Annotated in this window: 16 protein-coding genes and 1 tRNA gene; 10 read left to right on the forward strand and 7 right to left on the reverse strand. The window is 53.0% G+C overall.

Features of this window, described 5'->3' with window-relative positions:
* The first annotated feature begins 612 nt into the window (after positions 1–612).
* On the forward strand, positions 613–2,859 hold the full coding sequence (locus VFA09_17180) for a GAF domain-containing sensor histidine kinase (GenBank protein ID HZU69012.1): 2,247 nt from the start codon (positions 613–615) through the stop codon (positions 2,857–2,859).
* Between the two features lie 55 nt (positions 2,860–2,914).
* On the opposite strand, the gene VFA09_17185 is transcribed toward VFA09_17180, so the two are convergent.
* The 4 genes from VFA09_17185 to VFA09_17200 all read right to left on the reverse strand — a co-directional run bounded on the left by VFA09_17185 (position 2,915) and on the right by VFA09_17200 (position 7,179).
* Positions 2,915–2,991: transfer RNA gene (locus tag VFA09_17185), tRNA-Glu, on the reverse strand.
* A gap of 350 nt (positions 2,992–3,341) precedes the next feature.
* Positions 3,342–5,582, reverse strand: a complete 2,241-nt coding sequence (locus tag VFA09_17190; protein HZU69013.1) for a hypothetical protein — start codon at positions 5,580–5,582, stop codon at positions 3,342–3,344.
* Positions 5,583–5,610: 28 nt separating this feature from the next.
* Positions 5,611–6,255, reverse strand: a complete 645-nt coding sequence (pgmB, locus tag VFA09_17195) for a beta-phosphoglucomutase (protein HZU69014.1) — start codon at positions 6,253–6,255, stop codon at positions 5,611–5,613.
* 462 nt (positions 6,256–6,717) lie between these two features.
* Entirely contained in the window at positions 6,718–7,179 is a 462-nt protein-coding gene (locus VFA09_17200; GenBank protein ID HZU69015.1) for a VOC family protein, read from the reverse strand.
* Between the two features lie 170 nt (positions 7,180–7,349).
* Here VFA09_17200 and VFA09_17205 point away from each other — a divergent pair, with 170 nt between their 5' ends.
* From VFA09_17205 to VFA09_17215, 3 genes are all read left to right on the forward strand, one after another.
* Positions 7,350–7,946, forward strand: a complete 597-nt coding sequence (locus VFA09_17205) for an HD domain-containing protein (GenBank protein ID HZU69016.1) — start codon at positions 7,350–7,352, stop codon at positions 7,944–7,946.
* Positions 7,918–8,811 (forward strand): hypothetical protein, encoded by an 894-nt coding sequence (locus VFA09_17210; GenBank protein ID HZU69017.1) that lies wholly within the window; start codon positions 7,918–7,920, stop codon positions 8,809–8,811. Before VFA09_17205 ends, VFA09_17210 begins: the two co-directional genes overlap by 29 nt.
* 71 nt (positions 8,812–8,882) lie before the next feature.
* Complete coding sequence (locus VFA09_17215; protein ID HZU69018.1) at positions 8,883–9,698, forward strand: hypothetical protein; 816 nt, start codon at positions 8,883–8,885, stop codon at positions 9,696–9,698.
* Between the two features lie 154 nt (positions 9,699–9,852).
* On the opposite strand, the gene VFA09_17220 is transcribed toward VFA09_17215, so the two are convergent.
* Positions 9,853–10,686: an alpha/beta hydrolase gene (locus VFA09_17220; GenBank protein ID HZU69019.1), complete on the reverse strand. Its 834-nt coding sequence runs from the start codon at positions 10,684–10,686 to the stop codon at positions 9,853–9,855.
* Positions 10,687–10,959: 273 nt separating this feature from the next.
* Here VFA09_17220 and VFA09_17225 point away from each other — a divergent pair, with 273 nt between their 5' ends.
* From VFA09_17225 to VFA09_17245, 5 genes are all read left to right on the forward strand, one after another.
* Positions 10,960–11,097 (forward strand): hypothetical protein, encoded by a 138-nt coding sequence (locus VFA09_17225; protein ID HZU69020.1) that lies wholly within the window; start codon positions 10,960–10,962, stop codon positions 11,095–11,097.
* Positions 11,098–11,156: 59 nt separating this feature from the next.
* Positions 11,157–11,591, forward strand: a complete 435-nt coding sequence (locus tag VFA09_17230) for a response regulator (GenBank protein HZU69021.1) — start codon at positions 11,157–11,159, stop codon at positions 11,589–11,591.
* Positions 11,592–11,708: 117 nt separating this feature from the next.
* Complete coding sequence (locus VFA09_17235) at positions 11,709–11,918, forward strand: hypothetical protein (GenBank protein ID HZU69022.1); 210 nt, start codon at positions 11,709–11,711, stop codon at positions 11,916–11,918.
* A gap of 187 nt (positions 11,919–12,105) precedes the next feature.
* Positions 12,106–12,552, forward strand: a complete 447-nt coding sequence (locus VFA09_17240; GenBank protein ID HZU69023.1) for an OsmC family peroxiredoxin — start codon at positions 12,106–12,108, stop codon at positions 12,550–12,552.
* A 60-nt stretch (positions 12,553–12,612) separates the two neighbouring features.
* On the forward strand, positions 12,613–13,254 hold the full coding sequence (locus tag VFA09_17245) for a DUF1684 domain-containing protein (GenBank protein HZU69024.1): 642 nt from the start codon (positions 12,613–12,615) through the stop codon (positions 13,252–13,254).
* Here the strand turns inward: VFA09_17245 and VFA09_17250 are convergent.
* Both VFA09_17250 and shc read right to left on the reverse strand, forming a co-directional pair.
* A complete protein-coding gene (locus VFA09_17250; GenBank protein ID HZU69025.1) occupies positions 13,244–14,008 on the reverse strand; it encodes a Sir2 family NAD-dependent protein deacetylase in 765 nt (254 codons plus the stop codon). The two genes, VFA09_17245 and VFA09_17250, sit on opposite strands and share 11 nt — an antisense overlap.
* Before the next feature lie 260 nt (positions 14,009–14,268).
* The gene (gene shc, locus VFA09_17255) at positions 14,269–16,179 is read right to left on the reverse strand and encodes a squalene--hopene cyclase (GenBank protein ID HZU69026.1); all 1,911 of its coding nucleotides are present in this window, start codon (positions 16,177–16,179) and stop codon (positions 14,269–14,271) included.
* Between the two features lie 316 nt (positions 16,180–16,495).
* Between shc and hpnH the strand changes: the two genes are divergently transcribed.
* The gene (hpnH, locus tag VFA09_17260) at positions 16,496–17,536 is read left to right on the forward strand and encodes an adenosyl-hopene transferase HpnH (GenBank protein HZU69027.1); all 1,041 of its coding nucleotides are present in this window, start codon (positions 16,496–16,498) and stop codon (positions 17,534–17,536) included.
* Positions 17,537–17,541: the final 5 nt, after the last annotated feature.

Consider the following 17,541-nt stretch of genomic DNA (forward strand, 5'->3'; position numbering starts at 1 on the left):
TTTCGTGGTGCTTCTAGTAATTACTATAGCAGAATCATTGCGAGCGTGCCAGAGTATTTGTTCTGGTGATTACCTATAAGTGGGCCAGAGATGCTTCGTTGCACTCAGCATGACATGCCCCACGCTGTCATGCTGAGTGCAACGAAGCATCTCTGGCGCCTTCCATGTAACTGAGCCACCTCATCTGAGTCGCCCGACTTCTGGGTAATTACCAGTATTTGTTGCTGTTCAGGCACGGTGCTTTTCAAGTAAAAGAGACAAGGAACGATGATGCCCTTGCCTCGCTACATCTAGCAGCAAGCATATTTTACCACAACGTTGCAAGGTGCCAGAGTGAGGGCTCAACCTGAGCACTTCACTGGTGGTCGCTGAAGTTTTCTATCTTTTGAAGCCATTCCTCATGACGAGGTTCGTGACGCTTTCATGATACCTTCTCTTTATACTGCAAGGGTAGAAGGGGTACTATGTTTTGCTCACCTGTGAAGGATGCAAGCCATGCAGCAGCAAGTGATACAAGAGGTGAGGCTGCTGACTAACCAACCTGGAAGTAGCTTTGCCGGTTGAAGTCTCTGCCGAAAGATGAAAGATAGAGGGTGAGGAGAAAACCGTACGATGATAGGCACGCAAACTCGTCAAAAGTTATCGACCACTGAGAAGATCGCCGCCTTGAGTAAGGTAGGGGTTAGACTGCTGACCGCACTGGATGAAATTCACCTCATGCATTTCATTGCCAAAACGGCTCGTGACGTAACCGGTGCCACTTTTGCGGCATTGAGCCTACGGCCGGTGCATGAAGAAGGTCAGGTAAGGATGTCTTCGGAGAGAGATCTCTTTCACATGGTGGCCGTAGTGGGGATCAGCCCTGAGCAAGAAGTGTTCTTGCGCCACATGTTGTTGGCACGAGAAGGATTACTGGCTTCTCTCTTTCGCCAGGGTGTCCCGGTCCTGATGGATAATGTACCCACCCTTGTCCCCTCTGAAGTATCCTCGTCATCCGATCCTGGCGATGCTATCAGACTGCCGGCCCAGACCGCTGCCATCCCAGATATAGCTGTGGAAGATAGGCGTTCAGCGGGTATTCCGCCAGAGCATCCCCTGCTACGGAGTTTTCTCGAAGTGCCCTTGCTGACGAGCCAGGGAGAAGTACGTGGTGGACTGCTATTGGGACACAGCGAGCCTGGACACTTTACCGTTGAGGATAAAGACCTGCTCGTGAGCCTGGCTACCCAGGCAGCTATGGCGCTGGAACATGCCCGGCTCTCTCAGGTTGCGCGCAGACAGGCCGTTATGGTAGAACGGATCTTTGCCGGTCTAAGCGATGGGGTCATACTCGTTGACCGGCGGCGCAATATTTTGTATGAAAATGCCGCGTCGCGCCTGGTGCGCGAGCAATTCGCAAGTATGCCTGGAGGGAAGCAGGCCATCGAAGCCCTCCTCTACACCCCGGCACAACGCGCTTTGCGGCAAGAAGTGGTGAAGGATATCCTGGTACACCTGGAGGATGAGCATGGCGACGTGAGAGAATATACTGTGTCTGCCTCGCTTCTCCCTCTTTCACTGGGATCCATGGGATCACTATCCTCTGCTCCAGGAGCAAGGCGAGCGCAGGGTGGCGAACCGGGCGTTGTAGTACTCTGGCATGATGTGACAGAGCGACGTATTCGCGAGGCCGAGCGCCAGGCGCGTGCTGAGATGGAAGACCGCCTCGCCACCCTCCAATTGATCCTGGACGAGCTTCCCAGCGGCGTCTTCCTGGTCTACGGACATAACGCCCGGCTGCTGTTAGCCAATCGTGCTATGACCACCATCTGGGAAGCTACCTGGCCGCAGGGACAACCGATGGACGAGTTTCTGGCGCAGAATGGCGTTGGCCTGCTCGACATGCATGAACAGCCTCTAATTTTTGAGCAACTCGCGACCTTGAGAGCGGTACGCCATGGCGAGACGGTACGACAGGTGCAGTCTATTATCCGCCAACCCAATGGAACGACTCTTTCGGTACTGGTCAATGCGATTCCGCTTGACGCGCATCGTCTCAAGCTTACATTCTTCCAACCAGGAGGATTTTCGATGGAAGAACCGCCATATGTAGCGCTTGTTAACTACCAGGATGTCACCATCTTGAGAGAGGCCGATCAGTTGAAAGATAAGTTCATCGGGACGGCAGCGCACGAACTGCGCCACCCGGTGGCCGTTCTGAGAGGATATGTGCAGATGTTGCTCCGGCAAAACAAACGTGGCAAATGGCCTAAACTCCTCGACAGACAGGAGGAAGCGCTTCAAAGCATTGATCAATCTACGGCGCAGCTGGTAGAGCTGTCTGAAGATTTGCTCGATGTGACACGCCTGCAAGGTGGAGGGGTACAGTTGCACTGCGAACCGGTAGACCTGGTAGTGCTGGTACAGCGAATGGTGCAGCAGGTGCAGGTGACGACCGACCGTCATATGCTTACTCTGGTGACCACAGTGCCGTCACTGGTGGTGAATGCCGACCCGGTGCGCATCGAGCAGGTGCTCTCCAATCTGCTCAGCAATGCCATCAGATATAGTCCAGAAGGTGGTATGGTAGAGATTACAATCTCTGAGGTAGTTGACACACATGGGGCTTGCGTGAGCATCCGTGACAGTGGGATAGGCATTCCTGAAAAGGACCAGGCTCGCATCTTTGGTCAATTCGCGCGTGCCAGCAACGCCGAAAGCTACGGGATCGGGGGGACGGGATTGGGGCTTTATCTCTGCCGGGAAGTCATCGAGCGGCACCATGGGCGTATCTGGTTCGAGTCCAAAGAAGGGCAGGGCACAGCTTTCTCCGTGGCATTACCAGGCGTCTACGCAGCCCCTGATCCCGCAAGTGCTTAAAAATGAGATATCCCAGGCAACTGTATAGTGGCCTGGGACCGTCCTATTTCACGATTGGTAGCGCATACGGGAGTCGAACCCGTGATCTCCGCCTTGAGAGGGCGGCGTCCTGGACCACTAGACGAATGCGCCATATCCTTTTTGCTTGTGACCCTATAATAACCCTAACAACGCTACTTGTCAATAGAAAATGGCTGGTGATTATCTATAAGTTGCGAGGGATTCTTCGCTGCGCTCAGAATGACACACTCGCCGGCGAGTGTGTCATTCTGAGCGCAGCGAAGAATCCCTGGTGTGAAGCCGTGCAACTGCCTCGACTTCCGCCACCCAGCCTACTTATGGGTAAACATCATGCGCCTGCGGCGCACTCCCACCGATGCAAATCGCGTGGCGGATTTTCGGAAGAATCATCGTAAAATGTGGTTGAACGTGTTGAACATCCCTGGCGCCGACAAGGTACTCCTTGCCAGCGCCAGGTGTATCTACCTGTGCAGGTCGACGAAATGTTCTTCGCCGTGGCGTAGGAATTTAAACGCCAGGCGTGTCCAGTGTTCGGGCAGGCATGGATTGGTCGTGTAGCCTTCGTCTGTCACGGTGAGACCGGCAAAGCCGAAAACGGTGGCCTGCCAGACCGCGCCACAGCATGCCAGGTGAATGCCCTCGGCGCTATTGCCACGGGGATTCTCCAGATCGACCAGCGCTCCTTTCATGAAGAGATTGTAGGCAGTGTCGACATAGCCTAGCTCGCAGGCCAGGATGACATGCAGGGCCGGCGTAAGCGAGGAACCATAGTCGTGATCGGTGATGGGATAATAGTATTCCCAGTTGGCCCGCTTGGTCTCCAGGTCGAAATGGTCTCGCAAGAGCGTTAGCAACATCAACACATCGGCCTGCTTGATGATCTGGTATTGCTGCACCGGCTTCATGCCCAGAATCGCCTGGTAGGAGGCGGTGCGACCCTTGTAATCCTGCTGGTCGAGATGCTCCAGGTCGAAGAAGCCATCGAATTGCTCGAAAACGTGCGTTTGCTCGTTTTGCGGGATGCGCATCTTTTCAGCAACCTCGCGCCAATGGTTCAGGCGCTCATCGGTTAAATCGAGCTTGCGCTCCATTTCCCGCTCTTTGCCGGGGCTGGTTTTGCGCAGCCAGTGCAGAACATCCATGGCTGTCTGGATGTTCCACTTTGCCATGTAGTTGGTGTAGACATTGTTGTTGACGTGCTCATGCCATTCGTCGGGGCCAATCACGTCATTGATTTCGTAATCGTCGCGCTCGGCATTATAGCTTGCCCGGCTGCCCCAAAATTTTGCTGTGTTGAGCAGTATTTCGGCGCCATAATCTCGCATGAACTCATCATCGCCTGAAACATACCAGTAGTGCCAGGTAGCAAAGGCGATGCTGGCGGTGATATGTATTTCTATGTGACCGTTCAAAACCGGGATAAGTTCGCCGCTTTCTGGATGCACAATCGATATAGGGGTAGCCTCCTGTCCATCGAGCGTGCTTTCCCAGGGATATTGAGCGCCCTGGTAGCCGTTATGCTCGGCCTTGGCACGGGCAGCAGGTAGCAGGCGATAGCGGTAAAGCAGCAGGTAGCGCGCGATATCTGGATGTTCGTAGATGTAGTAAGGCAGCATGAAGATTTCGGTATCGTGGAAGACGTGGCCACGATAGCCAAAACCGGTCAGGCCTTTCGCCGCAATGCTGTAACGGCTATCATCTGGCGCCACGCTGATGCGCAGCTGGTAAATATTGTAACGGATGGCCTGCTGTGCCTTATCGTCTCCCTCAATGATAATGTCCGACTGCTGCCAGTATTTTTGCCAGGCCTCGTCGTTTTTTGCGCGCAGGGACAGGTAGGGATCAATTCTTTTATCCTGCGCTGCCGCATGGTCTTGAGCGTCCGCTTCAGTGGTCTCCGTGGCATCGCCCATCTTGAGAATCTGGTGTATATGCTTCATTGTTACCGGGAGCAGGTCGGACACATCGCGAGAAGTATACATCACCACAATCTTTTCCGCTGTGATCGTCTCACCTGTTGAGAGGCAGCCCCCAAGATGGATGGCCGGGGCGATGTCGGATTCGATGAGGTTTTTGTGAAAACCGGGCGTTGCGGTATCGAAGCTCATAGCCTGGACAAGCCGTACATGGGAATGGCGCGTCTGGCTGTACAGCCAGATCAAATTGCCATCGTGACCCTGATCGATGGTTTCCCAGTGCAGTATGTCGTGGTTGCCGACGGCGGTATTGAGGGACGCGCGTACAGTGATGTTAGCTTCTACCATGCCCTCCGGTAGTTGCTCAACAGTGGCGCTGTAGCGAATTGCTCCCACGTGTTCGTCGGCCAGGCTTGCGAAGCGCTCTATATCAAATTTGATGCGAATCCCCGAAGGACTCTCCCAGCGTACATGGCGGGTAAGAACTCCGTTCCGCAAATCGAGCGTGCGTGAAAATTCGAGAATCTTTCCTCTATCCAGCCGAAAACGCTCGTCGTTGACGAAAAGCACAATACGCAGCCAATCGGGAACATTCGCCAGTTCCTCTTTTCCGATAGGAATATTGTCAAACACCCCATAGAGCAGTGTGGCAGGGGTGGCTCCAAGGTGTCCCTCTTCGAGGGAGCCACGCGTGGCGAAATAACCATTGCCTATCGTATAAACGGTTTCGTCAACGTTGAGCTTTTTAGGGTCAAATCTATCTTGTTGTATTTGCCAGACGTTCACAAATAGCCCCTTCCGCAGGTATATTCAACTATGCCAGCATGTCTTCTAAGCTCTTGTTGGCGAGCGTGGGAATCACCTTATCGGCCCGGTGGAAGCGGTCCTCCGGTCCGATACCGAGCGCCTGCATGCCCGCCGTCTTAATGGCTTCGATACCCGCGTCCGCGTCCTCGACGCCCAGGCAATCGACCGTAGGGATATTGACAAGGCCTGCCGCGAAAACGAAAAGATCGGGCGCGGGTTTGCTATTTACAACGCAGTAGCCATCGGAAACGCCATCGAGATACCCCATAATATCCAGGTGTTCGAGTACCGTGCGAGAGTTTTTGCTGCCTGAAGCAATGGCAATTTTGATTCCCGCGTCCCGGATCTCTTGCAGCAACTTTCTACCTCCCGGCACCAAATCATTTGGCGTCATATCCTTGATCATATCGTTATAATACCTGTTTTTCCGATCCATCATCTCCTGAATCTGGTCTTCAGAGTAGGTGCGACCGCGAATGATATACATTAAGGACTCACGCCGGCTCACGCCGCGCAGGTGCTCATCGTTTTCCTCGCGCGTGAAAGGAATCCCCTCTTCATCTGCCAGCCGCTTCCATGCTCGATAGTGATATTCCGAAGTATCGGTCAGGACTCCATCCAGGTCAAAGAGAATGGCCTTTGGTTTTTTCATGGTAAGAATGCTCCTATGTTAATTTGACTGGCGCGTGATAGCAGGTGTTAAGTGATATCAATTTTACCGTTACTTCAATCACGTGCCATCTTGAGAGAAGGTAGCATGCAAAAGTAGTATGCAGGCGCGCCTCATATAATTATATAATGCTACAAAACCACCGGGTCGATTCATTAGATATTGTAGTACCGGAGGACAGCTTTGAGCCAGGACAACGAGAACTGGAATATTCCATCGCAACCATGCCCCGTATGCGGCGCGAGTGCGGAATCGCGTATATGGTCCAGATTTGCCAATAATGCCTATACGCACATTATTTCCAAGAAACATCAGATCATGGGTACTATAACGATTCCGCTCGTCTGTACACAATGTGGCTTCGTCCAATTGTTCGTCGATCCGACGGATTTTCGCGACGACCAGGTTCCTGGATGATGGAATGGATCGAGAGCTTTTCCTTGCTTATTTCTCCAGCGCTGCCAGTATCGTTTCATCTGGCAAGGGCGTGTTCTCTCCGCGCCATAGTGGATGCCCGCCTGGTTCGTTGCGCGTGTCCCAATAGATTTCCAGGCCGTTGCCGTCGGGATCATCAAAATACATCGCCCAGCTAATGTAATGATCGACAGGAGCTACCGGAATGCCGGCATCTTTGAGGGTGCGGTATGCTGCCGCGAACGAGCGTTTATCCGGTACTTCGAAGGCGACGTGATATAATCCTGTTCCGTGAGCGGGAGGCTGTGGCGCGTTGGGTCCAACATTTTGTAAGGCAATCTCGTGATGGAACGTGCCACCGGTCAGGAATACATAGGCATTGTCCACCTGTTCCGTTACATGTAATCCCAGAAATCGCGTATAGAAATCGATGGAACGCTGTAAGTCGCGCACTTTCAGGTGCGCATGGCCGATTTTTGTGGAATAGTGCATGCACTGTCTCCTATCTGTATAAGCTGGCCAGGAATAAGCACCGTACAAGGACTGGTATACCAGCCAGCAATCGGTGTGTCAACGGCCAAAAAGAGTCGTTATCTCTTCCAACGTAGGGAAGTATGTTATAATTCCGCCATAGCAGAGCACAATAGATTGAGGTTGGCCGCATGAAACTTTCAACACGTTTTGAGGAAGCGCTGGTCTTTGCGACACGGCTGCATGCTGAACAGACGCGCAAGGGTACAGCTGTTCCATATATCGCGCATTTGCTGGCGGTTACCGCGCTTGTCTTTGAACATGGCGGCGGTGAGGACGAAGCGATTGCCGCGCTGCTACATGACTCGATTGAAGATCAGGGCGGGGCATCCACTCGTGAGGCGATTCGCCGGCGATTCGGCGAGAATGTCGTCCAGATCGTCGATGGCTGCACGGATACCGATGTGTTTCCGAAACCCCCCTGGCGGCAGCGCAAGGAGGCTTATCTGGCCCATATCAGCAAGGCTCCGGCCTCTGTACGCCTGGTTTCCGCCGCCGATAAATTGCATAACGCCCGCGCCATCCTGGAGGATTATCGTATCGTGGGAGAAGCCCTCTGGAAGCGCTTCAATGGTGGGAAAGAGGGAACGCTCTGGTACTATCGCGCGGTGGTTGACGCATTGCGCGAGGCTGGCGCGACGCCCTTAGTTGATGAATTAGATCGCGTAGTAGCGGAAATTGAACATCTTGCCGGAGGGCATGGCATTGAAGATCATCCACAGCCGTAAAGGTTTTGATTCGAGCATTGGAAAAGTACCCAGCCCCATTCTTCCTTCTGGAGAACTCTGCTCATTGCCGATACCTGAAAGCGTTCCTGGTTATCTCTCAAGGTGTTATGAAGATATCAAGTTTGGTGACCTGAAGCTGGGCGTAATTGTTCGTGATCTCACAAAAGGCCGTATCAGTCCGGGTGAGAGTGCGCACCTCGATCCTGATCTATATGCCGGCAGCATTCCCCGGCGACCCGGTTGGAAGCCCATTTTTGGGCAGGCGAATGCGGCGGAAAGTCACTTGCAAAATCATCACGTAAAAGCCGGGGATATCTTTCTTTTCTATGGCTGGTTCAAACGAGTCGAGCTACATCATGGCGCCTTTCGCTACGTGAAAAGTGCTCCTGATCAGCACGTCATATTCGGCTGGCTGCAAATCGAACGGCGCATCCCTGTACAGAACCGGTCGGAGATTCCTGTATGGGCTTTAGATCACGCGCATTGTATACGCAAGCAACGGTCTAACATCGATTCGATCTATATTGCGGCTGATCGCCTGCGACTGCCGGGGATAAGCGTTGATCTGCCAGGAGCAGGAATTTTTCCAGGATTTCATCCTCTGCTGTGCCTGACTGCCGGGGGCATGTCCAGAAGTATATGGCGGCTGCCATCATGGTTTTATCCTGAAGGAAAAGAATCTTGCCTTACTTATCACGCGAAGCCGAACCAATGGAAACTTGAACAGGATTATGCCTTGTTAAAGACCGTCGCGCAGGGGCAGGAATTTATCCTCGATTGCCAGCATTATCCAGAGGCGCTAGAGTGGCTGTCTGGCATCTTCTCTGCCTGTTTTTCTCCTGCGCAAAACTTACTTGCTGAGTAATACGTGTTACTAAAAAAGGCTGGTAGATAGACATCTTCTTTGGAATGCATGGCGAAAGGCAGGAGATTACTATGACTTTTCCCATCAACGTAGGATTGCCGCAGGTTATTGAATTAATAGTAGCTCTCATAGGTCTTGTGTTGCTCATCTCCGCCATCAGAAGCCTGCTTCCACATAGGTCATACCCGAGCGAAGATGAGAAGGAAGAGTACAGGCGTACCGGAAGGTGGCCGCGCCGTCGCTGGTACCGACGTCGTTTTCGTTGGGAACATGGTATCGGTGGGATTATCTTACTGGTAGTTGCGGTTTCGCTGTTGTGGTTGACGTTCCTGGTGCAGAGTTACCTGGGCTATACTTCGGATATTAAGGTAGCAGAGGTAAAGGCCCATATGTTTTCAAATGCGCCACACCAGATGAACGTTGAACTGATTCTTTACAATCAGGATGGTCATGTGACATCCGACCAATACTATTCTGTGCTGGGCGACGAGTGGATGTTGCAGGCTGATTTCATCAAATTTCCTACCTGGATGAACATTTTAGGATTTCACGCGGGCTATAAGCTCACACGGCTGGAAGGAAGCTATCAGGATCCAAATCTCGAGCGCAACTCCAAACATACAGTCGTGGAACTAAACGGCGGCGAAGATAATTTCTTCAAGACCATGCAAAGCGATCGCCAGTGGTTCTCACCTTTTGTCGACGCCTATTACGGGAATGCCGTCTTTGAACCGGGCAATGGCACCTTTGACGTTTATGCCTCACAGACGGGCTTGTATGCTAAACAGATCAGTAATATACCGGCAGGCTTTCCCATACTGGCAACTTTCTATCCGTTTGTGCCATTGGTCGATCTACCGTCGCAGTATATTACAAAGATTGAATGATGCTGCTGGCAACTCAGGTCATCGCTTGCGGTTAAACTGCGTGTTCAATACGATCACAACGACCAGAAGCCCCACCGCCAGGTAGCCAGAAGAAAAGTTCTTACCTCATAGACTACACAAAAGGTTCGTTATAATGCCTGGTCAACGCGTTGATTCATCCGTAGCCAGCAAGTGACTTCTCCAGCTGTTCAACGGTAATGGCCCACGCGCCGGATTCTGGATCGATCAACGCGAAGTGATCGACGCCCTCAAGTTCAATAAACGTAATCGGATCGTTGACTGCTCTGGCCTTTGCCACGTAATCCAGGCTCATTTGCAAGGGAACGCTATCATCAGCCGTCCCGTGAATGACCACCTGCGAAATGCCCAGCGGCAGAAGGGCTGCGGGTGAGGCATCCCTGTAGCGCTCTAGCAGATCATCGAAGTCGCCCCCAAGTAGTTCGATAACGGCCCCGTTGCTGAGGCGCAACTTCCATGCCAACTCCAGGTCAACAACGCCGGCGAGACTGATGGTTCCTATCAGAGGGAGCGGCCTGGTTGTGGTCGCCAGAGGGCTATCTGGTGCCAGGCGCGGTCGCGCCGCCAGCCAGAATGCCAGGTGCCCCCCGGCGGAATGGCCAACAGGAATCACGCGCTGCAAGTCCAGGTTATACGCGGGCGCGATTTCCTGAAGATAATCGGCGGCAAGAGCCACATCAACAAAGGTTCCTGGCCATCCGCCTCCCTCGTTACCCACACGCCGGTACTCGATATTCCATGCCGCGATTGCTCGTTGTGCGAGGTCCTCTGCAAGACTCGTCATGAGATCAAGCCCATAACGCGCGCGCCAGTATCCACCATGGATAAGTATGACTACCGGATGCGGCCCTGCGCTTTCTGGAAGATACAACTCGCCGAAATTGAGTGGCTCAGGCCCATAAGCCAGCCGTATTGTCCTGGCGTTAGAGGCAGCCCGTATGTTCTGTTCATCAGGTTCTGCCGGATGCATAGGTGTTCCTCCACTCACTCAAAAATAATCTGATCCAGCTATCCAGGATTGTTCTGTTGGGAAGAGAATGTTGAGTGCGGGCGTGAATTCTGATTTATTGTAACACAGAAAACCGCCTGGAATCCAGTTTGAAAAACTGATGATTCGCTATAAGCGGGCGAGAGATGCTTCGTGGCACTCAGCATGACATGCCCCACGCTGTCATGCTGAGTGCCACGAAGCATCTCTCGCCCCTTTCATGCAGCTGAGCCGCCCGACCGCTGGGGAAACGTCATGCGCCTGCGTCGCACTCCTACTGATGAAAATCGCCTGGGGATTTTCGGAAGAATCATCGATGAAAAAGCCTATCATGTGGTGAACCCTGAAGAAATTGGTACCGGAAGTCTTTTATTCTCAGCACAAGTATGTTAGAATTTGTTTGGGGAAATTCTATGGAAAGTGGAATGTTCGTTTACCTGAAGGAGAGAGCCATGAATCATCCAGCGCACCTCTCTTTACATGGTGGTCAACGAGCAAGAAAGATCATCCTCATTGTCGAAGATGACGAAAGCATTGGCGAACTTCTTGCCCTGGCTATTACACAAGAGAGCGAGTATCAACCTGTAGTGGCCCGTTCCAGTAGACAAGCTCTTGGAATCATCTCGCAAGTCAAACCAGACTTGCTGCTCATCGATTGTCATTTACAACGAGGGAATGGTCTTGACCTCTACGACCAGATCCTTGCAATACATGGATTTGAAGACATACCTGCCATATTTTTAACCATGGACGACGAACCGCTCCGGCCTATTTTCGCGCAACGTCACCTTGCATCCCTTGAGAAGCCGTTCGACCTGGATAATCTATTTCAGGCCATTGAAGATCATATCCACCTGTTGAACCCGGCCAGTTGTGCTATATCGTAAAATACAGATGAGAGCATGAGTTCTCTAGCTGTCTGCGTCTCCCTGTAGAGAAAAGTCAGGGAGCAACTCGTGCTGCATTTGGTAAGTAACAACTAGAGGAGGGCGATAGGTAACGGTTTGAAAAAGAAGACGAAGTATAAATCACCACCTCCACGCCAGCAAAATCAACTGTTGAATATTTCAGCGCTTGCGCTAATAGCAGCGGCGCTGGCGATTGGCGACTGGCTCACAACTGCCCGGCAATCTCCCTGGTTTTTTATTGCTGCTGTAGTGGTGGGCGTTGTTATCTTTGTTGTTGTGCGCAGGTATAATTCGAGACCAATGTAGGAGCAGCATCACACGTAATGGTTCCGTTTGCCCATCGACAGGCGTGAGTGATACACTCCTTTTGGTGCCGGTTAGCGTCCTTGTAAGCGCTTTACCGGCATATTGAGATGTCCATCTCAGCTATTTGGCGTATTCCTTTTGGGAATAGCTTGAGTTAGTAAGAGTGTGAAGTGAAAGGAGTGAATCTATGGTAAAGGCAGAGCGACATGCGCAAGTTGAATGGCAAGGTAGCCTTGTGAAAGGTAATGGGAAGATTGTCGAGGTCGGCAGTGGAGCGATAGGGCAACTACCGATTACCTGGGCTTCGCGTACCGAGCGTTCTGATGGGAGAACGAGTCCTGAAGAGTTGATCGCGGCAGCGCACGCGGCCTGTTATGCGATGGCATTTTCACATGCTCTGGCACAGGCCGGAACACCGGCTGAGAGTCTGAATGTGAACGCAACCTGCACGTTCGAGCAGGTCGAGGGCGGATTCAAGATCACGACTATGAACCTGGATGTGAAGGGTAAGGTTCCAGGCATGGACGAGGCGAGTTTTGAAAAGGCCGCTCAGCAGGCTGAACAAGGTTGCCCCGTATCGAATGCGTTACGCAATAATGTACAGATTCGGCTCAATGCTCACCTCGAAAGCTAAAACGGTCTTCGAGCAAGCAATGTTGTAGAGGGGGCATGCATTGCGCCAGGAGGGGAAAAGATGTCAGACTACCTGTACCTTTATGATTATCGCACGCGTGTTGCCGCGATGTACCGGGCAAGGGCGCAGGCGCTGCTGGCCGGTGAGGATGCTGCCGGTGTCTGGAAACGTTTTCATGAGGCCAAAGATGATCTCTTCGCGCATCATCCACAATCGGCATTAAGCGAGGAGCAGCGCCGCAATTTCCAGGGTCTGCGCTATTTCCCCTACAATCCGGCGCTATGTGTAATTGCCGGGGTCGATACTAACGTAGAACCGGTGCAATTAACTGTGCCCATGGATGCCGAGGAGTCGATGACGATGACAAGGGTAGGCCGCCTCCATTTCACAGTAGAGAATCAGGATGTTGTCCTGGCTTTCTACTGGCTGAACATCTATGGTGGTGGCCTATTCCTGCCTTTTCGTGATGCTAGCTGTCCTGCTGAAAGCTATGGTGGTGGCCGTTATCTCTTTGACACCATTAAGGGCAGCGATTTTTTGCCCGCGCCAGGCAGCACCGGATTAGAACGTATCGTGCTTGACTTTAACTACGCCTACAATCCCTCGTGCGCCTATAACGATAGATGGGTCTGTCCATTAGCTCCCCTGGAAAACCGGCTCAACATCCCAATTCGCGCGGGCGAGATGAATTTCAAACACTGAGGCCGGCCACGATTTGTGGAAGAACCAGCCCTGCTTGTTCGTGAATAACTACGTCCGCGTAATCATCCAGCGGTGTCGGCTGCAAATTAATGATGATGAAAGGCACATCGCGGCTCAGTGCCAGCCTTGGTAGTGCCGCGGCGGGTGTGACTTTGAGCGACGAACCGACGACCAGAAAAAGATCGCAGGATGTTGCCATCTCCTTCGCGCGAGTCAATGCTTGCTCTGGAACCTTCTGCCCAAATAAGATCGTCGCCGCCTTGAGGAATCCTCCGCATTCGGAGCAGCGCGGATCGATCTCGCCCGCGTCGACTCGTTGCTGCAGCTCTTTGATGGAGGAGCGACGACCGCACAGGGTACATGCGGCCTCTCGTGATGTCCCATGCAATTCAACGATGCGCTCAGGCTGGTTGCCTGCATCGAAGTGCAGCCCGTCGAAATTCTGAGTGATGATGCCAAGCAAGATACCGCGGCGTTCGAGTTCGGCCAGCGCTTTGTGGGCTGCATTTGGCTGTGCTGCTGCGACCTGTCCCGAGAGACTGCGGCGCGTTTGCCAGTATTTTTGCCGTGCCTCCGGCTTATGCAAAAAGTCAAAATAGCTGACGGGCGACTCTTGCTGCCAGATGGAGCCAGGGCTGCGAAAATCAGGGATGCCTGACTCGGTGCTGATGCCCGCGCCTGTCAGCGCAACGATGCGCCTTGCCGCCTGCATCAGTTCGATTGCATCCTGAAGCTGTTCCTGAAGACTTAGCATGATGATGAATGATGACCTGTGTTTCAAACAAATAGGAATAACAATATATGCCGATAGTATACTGTGATGCTGGAAAATTGCGCAAGGTTCAAAATATCATCCTTTTCAACCGGTTGCTCGATAATGATTGTTTCCCCTAAAGGAGAAGTTTTTCAAGAACTGCCTTTAGGGGAAACGACTATACTGAGGTGCAAACTTCATCTTTCTGATGTATCGAACTGGTATCTCAGTCAAAGAAGAACGGATATTCTGAGCCTTTCCTATAAAGGACGATGATTCCTCTCATCCGTATTGCACGCTCCCGCCAGCGCCATCGTCGGGAACACGTGCCTGTAGAGGTGGTAATTGATGTAGAAATCGCGCGGGAAACCGGTACCAGTGAACTCGCGTTCTTCCCATGTGCCGTCTGCCTGCTGTGTAGCGCGCAGATAGTCCAGTCCGCGCTGGCAGGCTGTATGCCGGCCCAATCCGGCCAGTTGTAGAGAGATGATGGCCCAGGCCGTTTGCGATGCTGTGCTTTTCCCAATACCCGCGAATGAGCTGTCTACATACGAGTAGCAGGATTCGCCCCAGCCGCCATCATCGTTCTGGTGTTTCAGCAGCCAGGCACAGCCCCTATCGATCATGTCCTGCACGCTATATCCAGTATCGCGCAATGCGGCGAGCGCCGAGATGACGCACCATGTTCCATAAATGTAATTAACGCCCCAGCGTCCAAACCAGGAGCCATCCGGGCGCTGCGTGCGGCGCAAGTATTTGAGGGCTTTTCGTATGATAAGCTCCTTGTCCTGGGCATCTACGTGCGCCAGCATTTCCAGTACGTGAGCCGTAACATCTTCAGTGGGCGGGTCCAGCAGTGCTCCAAAGTCGGCGAATGGCAACTTGTAGACAATCGCTCGCGTATTGTCCTTGTCGAATGCTCCCCACGCTCCATTGCTCGACCGCGTAACCAGCACCCACTGAACCGCGCGCTCCACCGGATTCCGCACGATTGCCTCTTCACCTGCTTCGAGCAGTGCCAGCACGACAACCGCCGTGTCGTCGATATCGGGATAAATATCATTATCAAATTCAAATGCCCAGCCACCACATGGCAACTTGCCGCAACGCACCTGCCAATCACCACCCGTGAAAATCTGCTCCTGCAGGAGCCACTGGACCGCGCGCCTCATAGCAGGATGATCGCGCTGGATACCGGCGTGGCGTAGAGCCAGCATTGCCCAGGCAGTATCCCAGACCGGAGACATACAGGCTTGAAAACGCCACCCCGTCTCGTCTTCCAGTGAGAAAACCTCGTGTCCCTCGATTCCTTTGCGCATGACCGGGGAATCGACATCCATGCCCTCCAGGTACAGGGCAATCAGCGAATAGACCCAGGGCGGTTGGATACCACCCCAGCTTCCATCCGCCTCCTGGCGTTCTACGATCCAATCGACCACCATGCGCCTGGCGCGTTTCCGACCAGGCTTCCATGGCGATGTCTCGTAAAGTTTAAGGAGCTTATCGGCCCACCAGAAGATTCCTGACCCCGGGACGCGTGTCAGCATGCCCTCAGTTCCCGGAACGACCAGTTCGGGCACACTGCAGCCCAACGGTTTTACCGGGCGACGAGAGATCACGATCAGCAGCGGAGCAATAGTCCCGCGCGCCCAGCAAGCGAAGTCGTAGAGGTTGAACGGCACATTTGGCGGTAGGTAGATCAACTCCGGCGGCATCGTCGGGATTCCGGACCAGGGATACTCGCCGAATAGCGCCAGCCAGATTTTGGTGAAGACTCTGGCCTTCGCTACACCCCCCAGTTGATGTATGATTGCCAGCGCCCGCCGCATCGCTTCATTAGCGGGATCGACTCCCAGGACTTTGAGCGCGACATAGGCTTCGATTGTCGTGCTCAGGTCCGCGGGTCCATCGAAATAAAGCGCCCACGAGCCATCAGCACGTTGATTGTGCAAAATATGCCGGATGGCTCCCTCTCTGATCCGATCCAGGTTGGTTTCTAATTCCAGAAAGCGCAGCAGCAGGACGTGTTCTGCCGTCATCGTCACGTTTGTCTCCAGTTCGCCGCACCACCAGCCCTCGGCATCCTGGTGGTCTAAAAGCCACTGTACGGCGCGATCAAGTGCTTGCTGCAACTGAGATTCGTTTTCCTTGCTCAGCACATGCTTTTCCATCTATCAGGTCCTTCGTGCTTTTACCATCCATTAACATTGTTCATCTATCATACGTATATAGAAGGCAATCATCTCTACCGCTTATGTGCTGATCAGGTTGCATACCCTGATTGCGTATGATAGGTTATTTACAAGTCTTGCTTCATTTTTTATTATAGCAGGAAAGAGAATATATTTTCTCTTCCCATGGGGTCAGTGGAAAAGCCAGAAAGCGTGAGATGTGGTAACTTTATGCCATTTTGAGCAATACGTGGAATGGCAAGTTGTCGTCTCAGGCAGCGTTATTGTTTATTCACAAAGGAGATAGGAGCGAGCTATGGCGGTCACGTTACGACAAAATCTACGAATTGGGGCGTATATTATCAAGCAGCGTTTGAAGGGTCGCGAGAAGTTTCCGCTGGTGTTACAGCTTGAACCGCTCTACCAGTGCAACCTGGCCTGCGCGGGCTGCGGTAAGATACAGCACCCACAGGACATCCTGGCGCGGCGGCTGTCGGTGCAGCAGTGTATCGACGCGGTTGAGGAGTGCGGCGCGCCAATCGTTTCTATCGCCGGGGGAGAGCCGCTGATCCATCGCGAGATCGATCAAATCGCGGCGGCGTTGATAGAGCGCAAGCGCTTTGTCTACCTGTGTACCAACGCCATCCTCATGGGCAAGAAGCTCGATCTGTTTAAACCTTCGCCGTATTTTTCCTGGTCGGTTCACATCGATGGCTTGAGGGAGCGCCATGACGAATCGGTTGCCAGGCAAGGCGTATTCGATAAGGCGATTGCGGCAATCAAGGAAGCCAAGCGCCGGGGATTTCGCGTGACCACCAACACCACATTTTTTACCCAGGACGATGCGCGCAGCATCCGTGACGTACTTGATTTCCTGAACGACGACTTGCAGGTAGATGCGATGCAAATTTCGCCCGGCTATGCCTACGAGAAAGCTCCCGATCAGGAACATTTTCTCGGTGTTGCGCGGACGCGTGAGATCTTTCGCCAGGCCTTCGCGGATGGCAGGCGCAAGAAGTGGCGTCTAAACCACTCCCCGCTCTTCCTGGACTTTCTGGAGGGCAAAGTTGATTTTGCCTGCACCGCCTGGGGTATTCCCAGCTACTCGGTACTGGGCTGGCAGCGACCCTGTTATCTGATGGCGGATGGATATGTTAGCTCTTACCAGGAACTGATCGAGACCACGCCGTGGGAAAATTATGGACGCGGCAGGGACCCCCGGTGCGCCAATTGCATGGCGCACTGCGGCTATGAGCCAACCGCGGTGATAGCTACCACGAATTCGCCCCGCGAGACGATACGCGCTACAGTTGATGTGCTACGTGATGGCCTGCAAACGAGCTTTCACAAAAAGTAGTCACG

It is taken from the genome of Ktedonobacteraceae bacterium (assembly GCA_035653615.1).
GTDB lineage: Bacteria > Chloroflexota > Ktedonobacteria > Ktedonobacterales > Ktedonobacteraceae > DASRBN01.

Excerpts from the sequence above, each read along its gene's own strand:
- VFA09_17215 (HZU69018.1), top strand. The coding sequence starts at position 8,883 with ATGACTTTTCCCATCAACGTAGGATTGCCGCAGGTTATTGAATTAATA.
- VFA09_17180 (HZU69012.1), top strand. The coding sequence starts at position 613 with ATGATAGGCACGCAAACTCGTCAAAAGTTATCGACCACTGAGAAGATC.
- VFA09_17220 (HZU69019.1), bottom strand. The coding sequence starts at position 10,686 with ATGCATCCGGCAGAACCTGATGAACAGAACATACGGGCTGCCTCTAAC.
- pgmB (HZU69014.1), bottom strand. The coding sequence starts at position 6,255 with ATGAAAAAACCAAAGGCCATTCTCTTTGACCTGGATGGAGTCCTGACC.
- VFA09_17210 (HZU69017.1), top strand. The coding sequence starts at position 7,918 with ATGGCATTGAAGATCATCCACAGCCGTAAAGGTTTTGATTCGAGCATT.
- VFA09_17245 (HZU69024.1), top strand. The coding sequence starts at position 12,613 with ATGTCAGACTACCTGTACCTTTATGATTATCGCACGCGTGTTGCCGCG.
- VFA09_17250 (HZU69025.1), bottom strand. The coding sequence starts at position 14,008 with ATGCTAAGTCTTCAGGAACAGCTTCAGGATGCAATCGAACTGATGCAG.
- shc (HZU69026.1), bottom strand. The coding sequence starts at position 16,179 with ATGGAAAAGCATGTGCTGAGCAAGGAAAACGAATCTCAGTTGCAGCAA.
- VFA09_17230 (HZU69021.1), top strand. The coding sequence starts at position 11,157 with ATGAATCATCCAGCGCACCTCTCTTTACATGGTGGTCAACGAGCAAGA.
- VFA09_17240 (HZU69023.1), top strand. The coding sequence starts at position 12,106 with ATGGTAAAGGCAGAGCGACATGCGCAAGTTGAATGGCAAGGTAGCCTT.
- VFA09_17225 (HZU69020.1), top strand. The coding sequence starts at position 10,960 with ATGCGCCTGCGTCGCACTCCTACTGATGAAAATCGCCTGGGGATTTTC.
- VFA09_17205 (HZU69016.1), top strand. The coding sequence starts at position 7,350 with ATGAAACTTTCAACACGTTTTGAGGAAGCGCTGGTCTTTGCGACACGG.
- hpnH (HZU69027.1), top strand. The coding sequence starts at position 16,496 with ATGGCGGTCACGTTACGACAAAATCTACGAATTGGGGCGTATATTATC.
- VFA09_17200 (HZU69015.1), bottom strand. The coding sequence starts at position 7,179 with ATGCACTATTCCACAAAAATCGGCCATGCGCACCTGAAAGTGCGCGAC.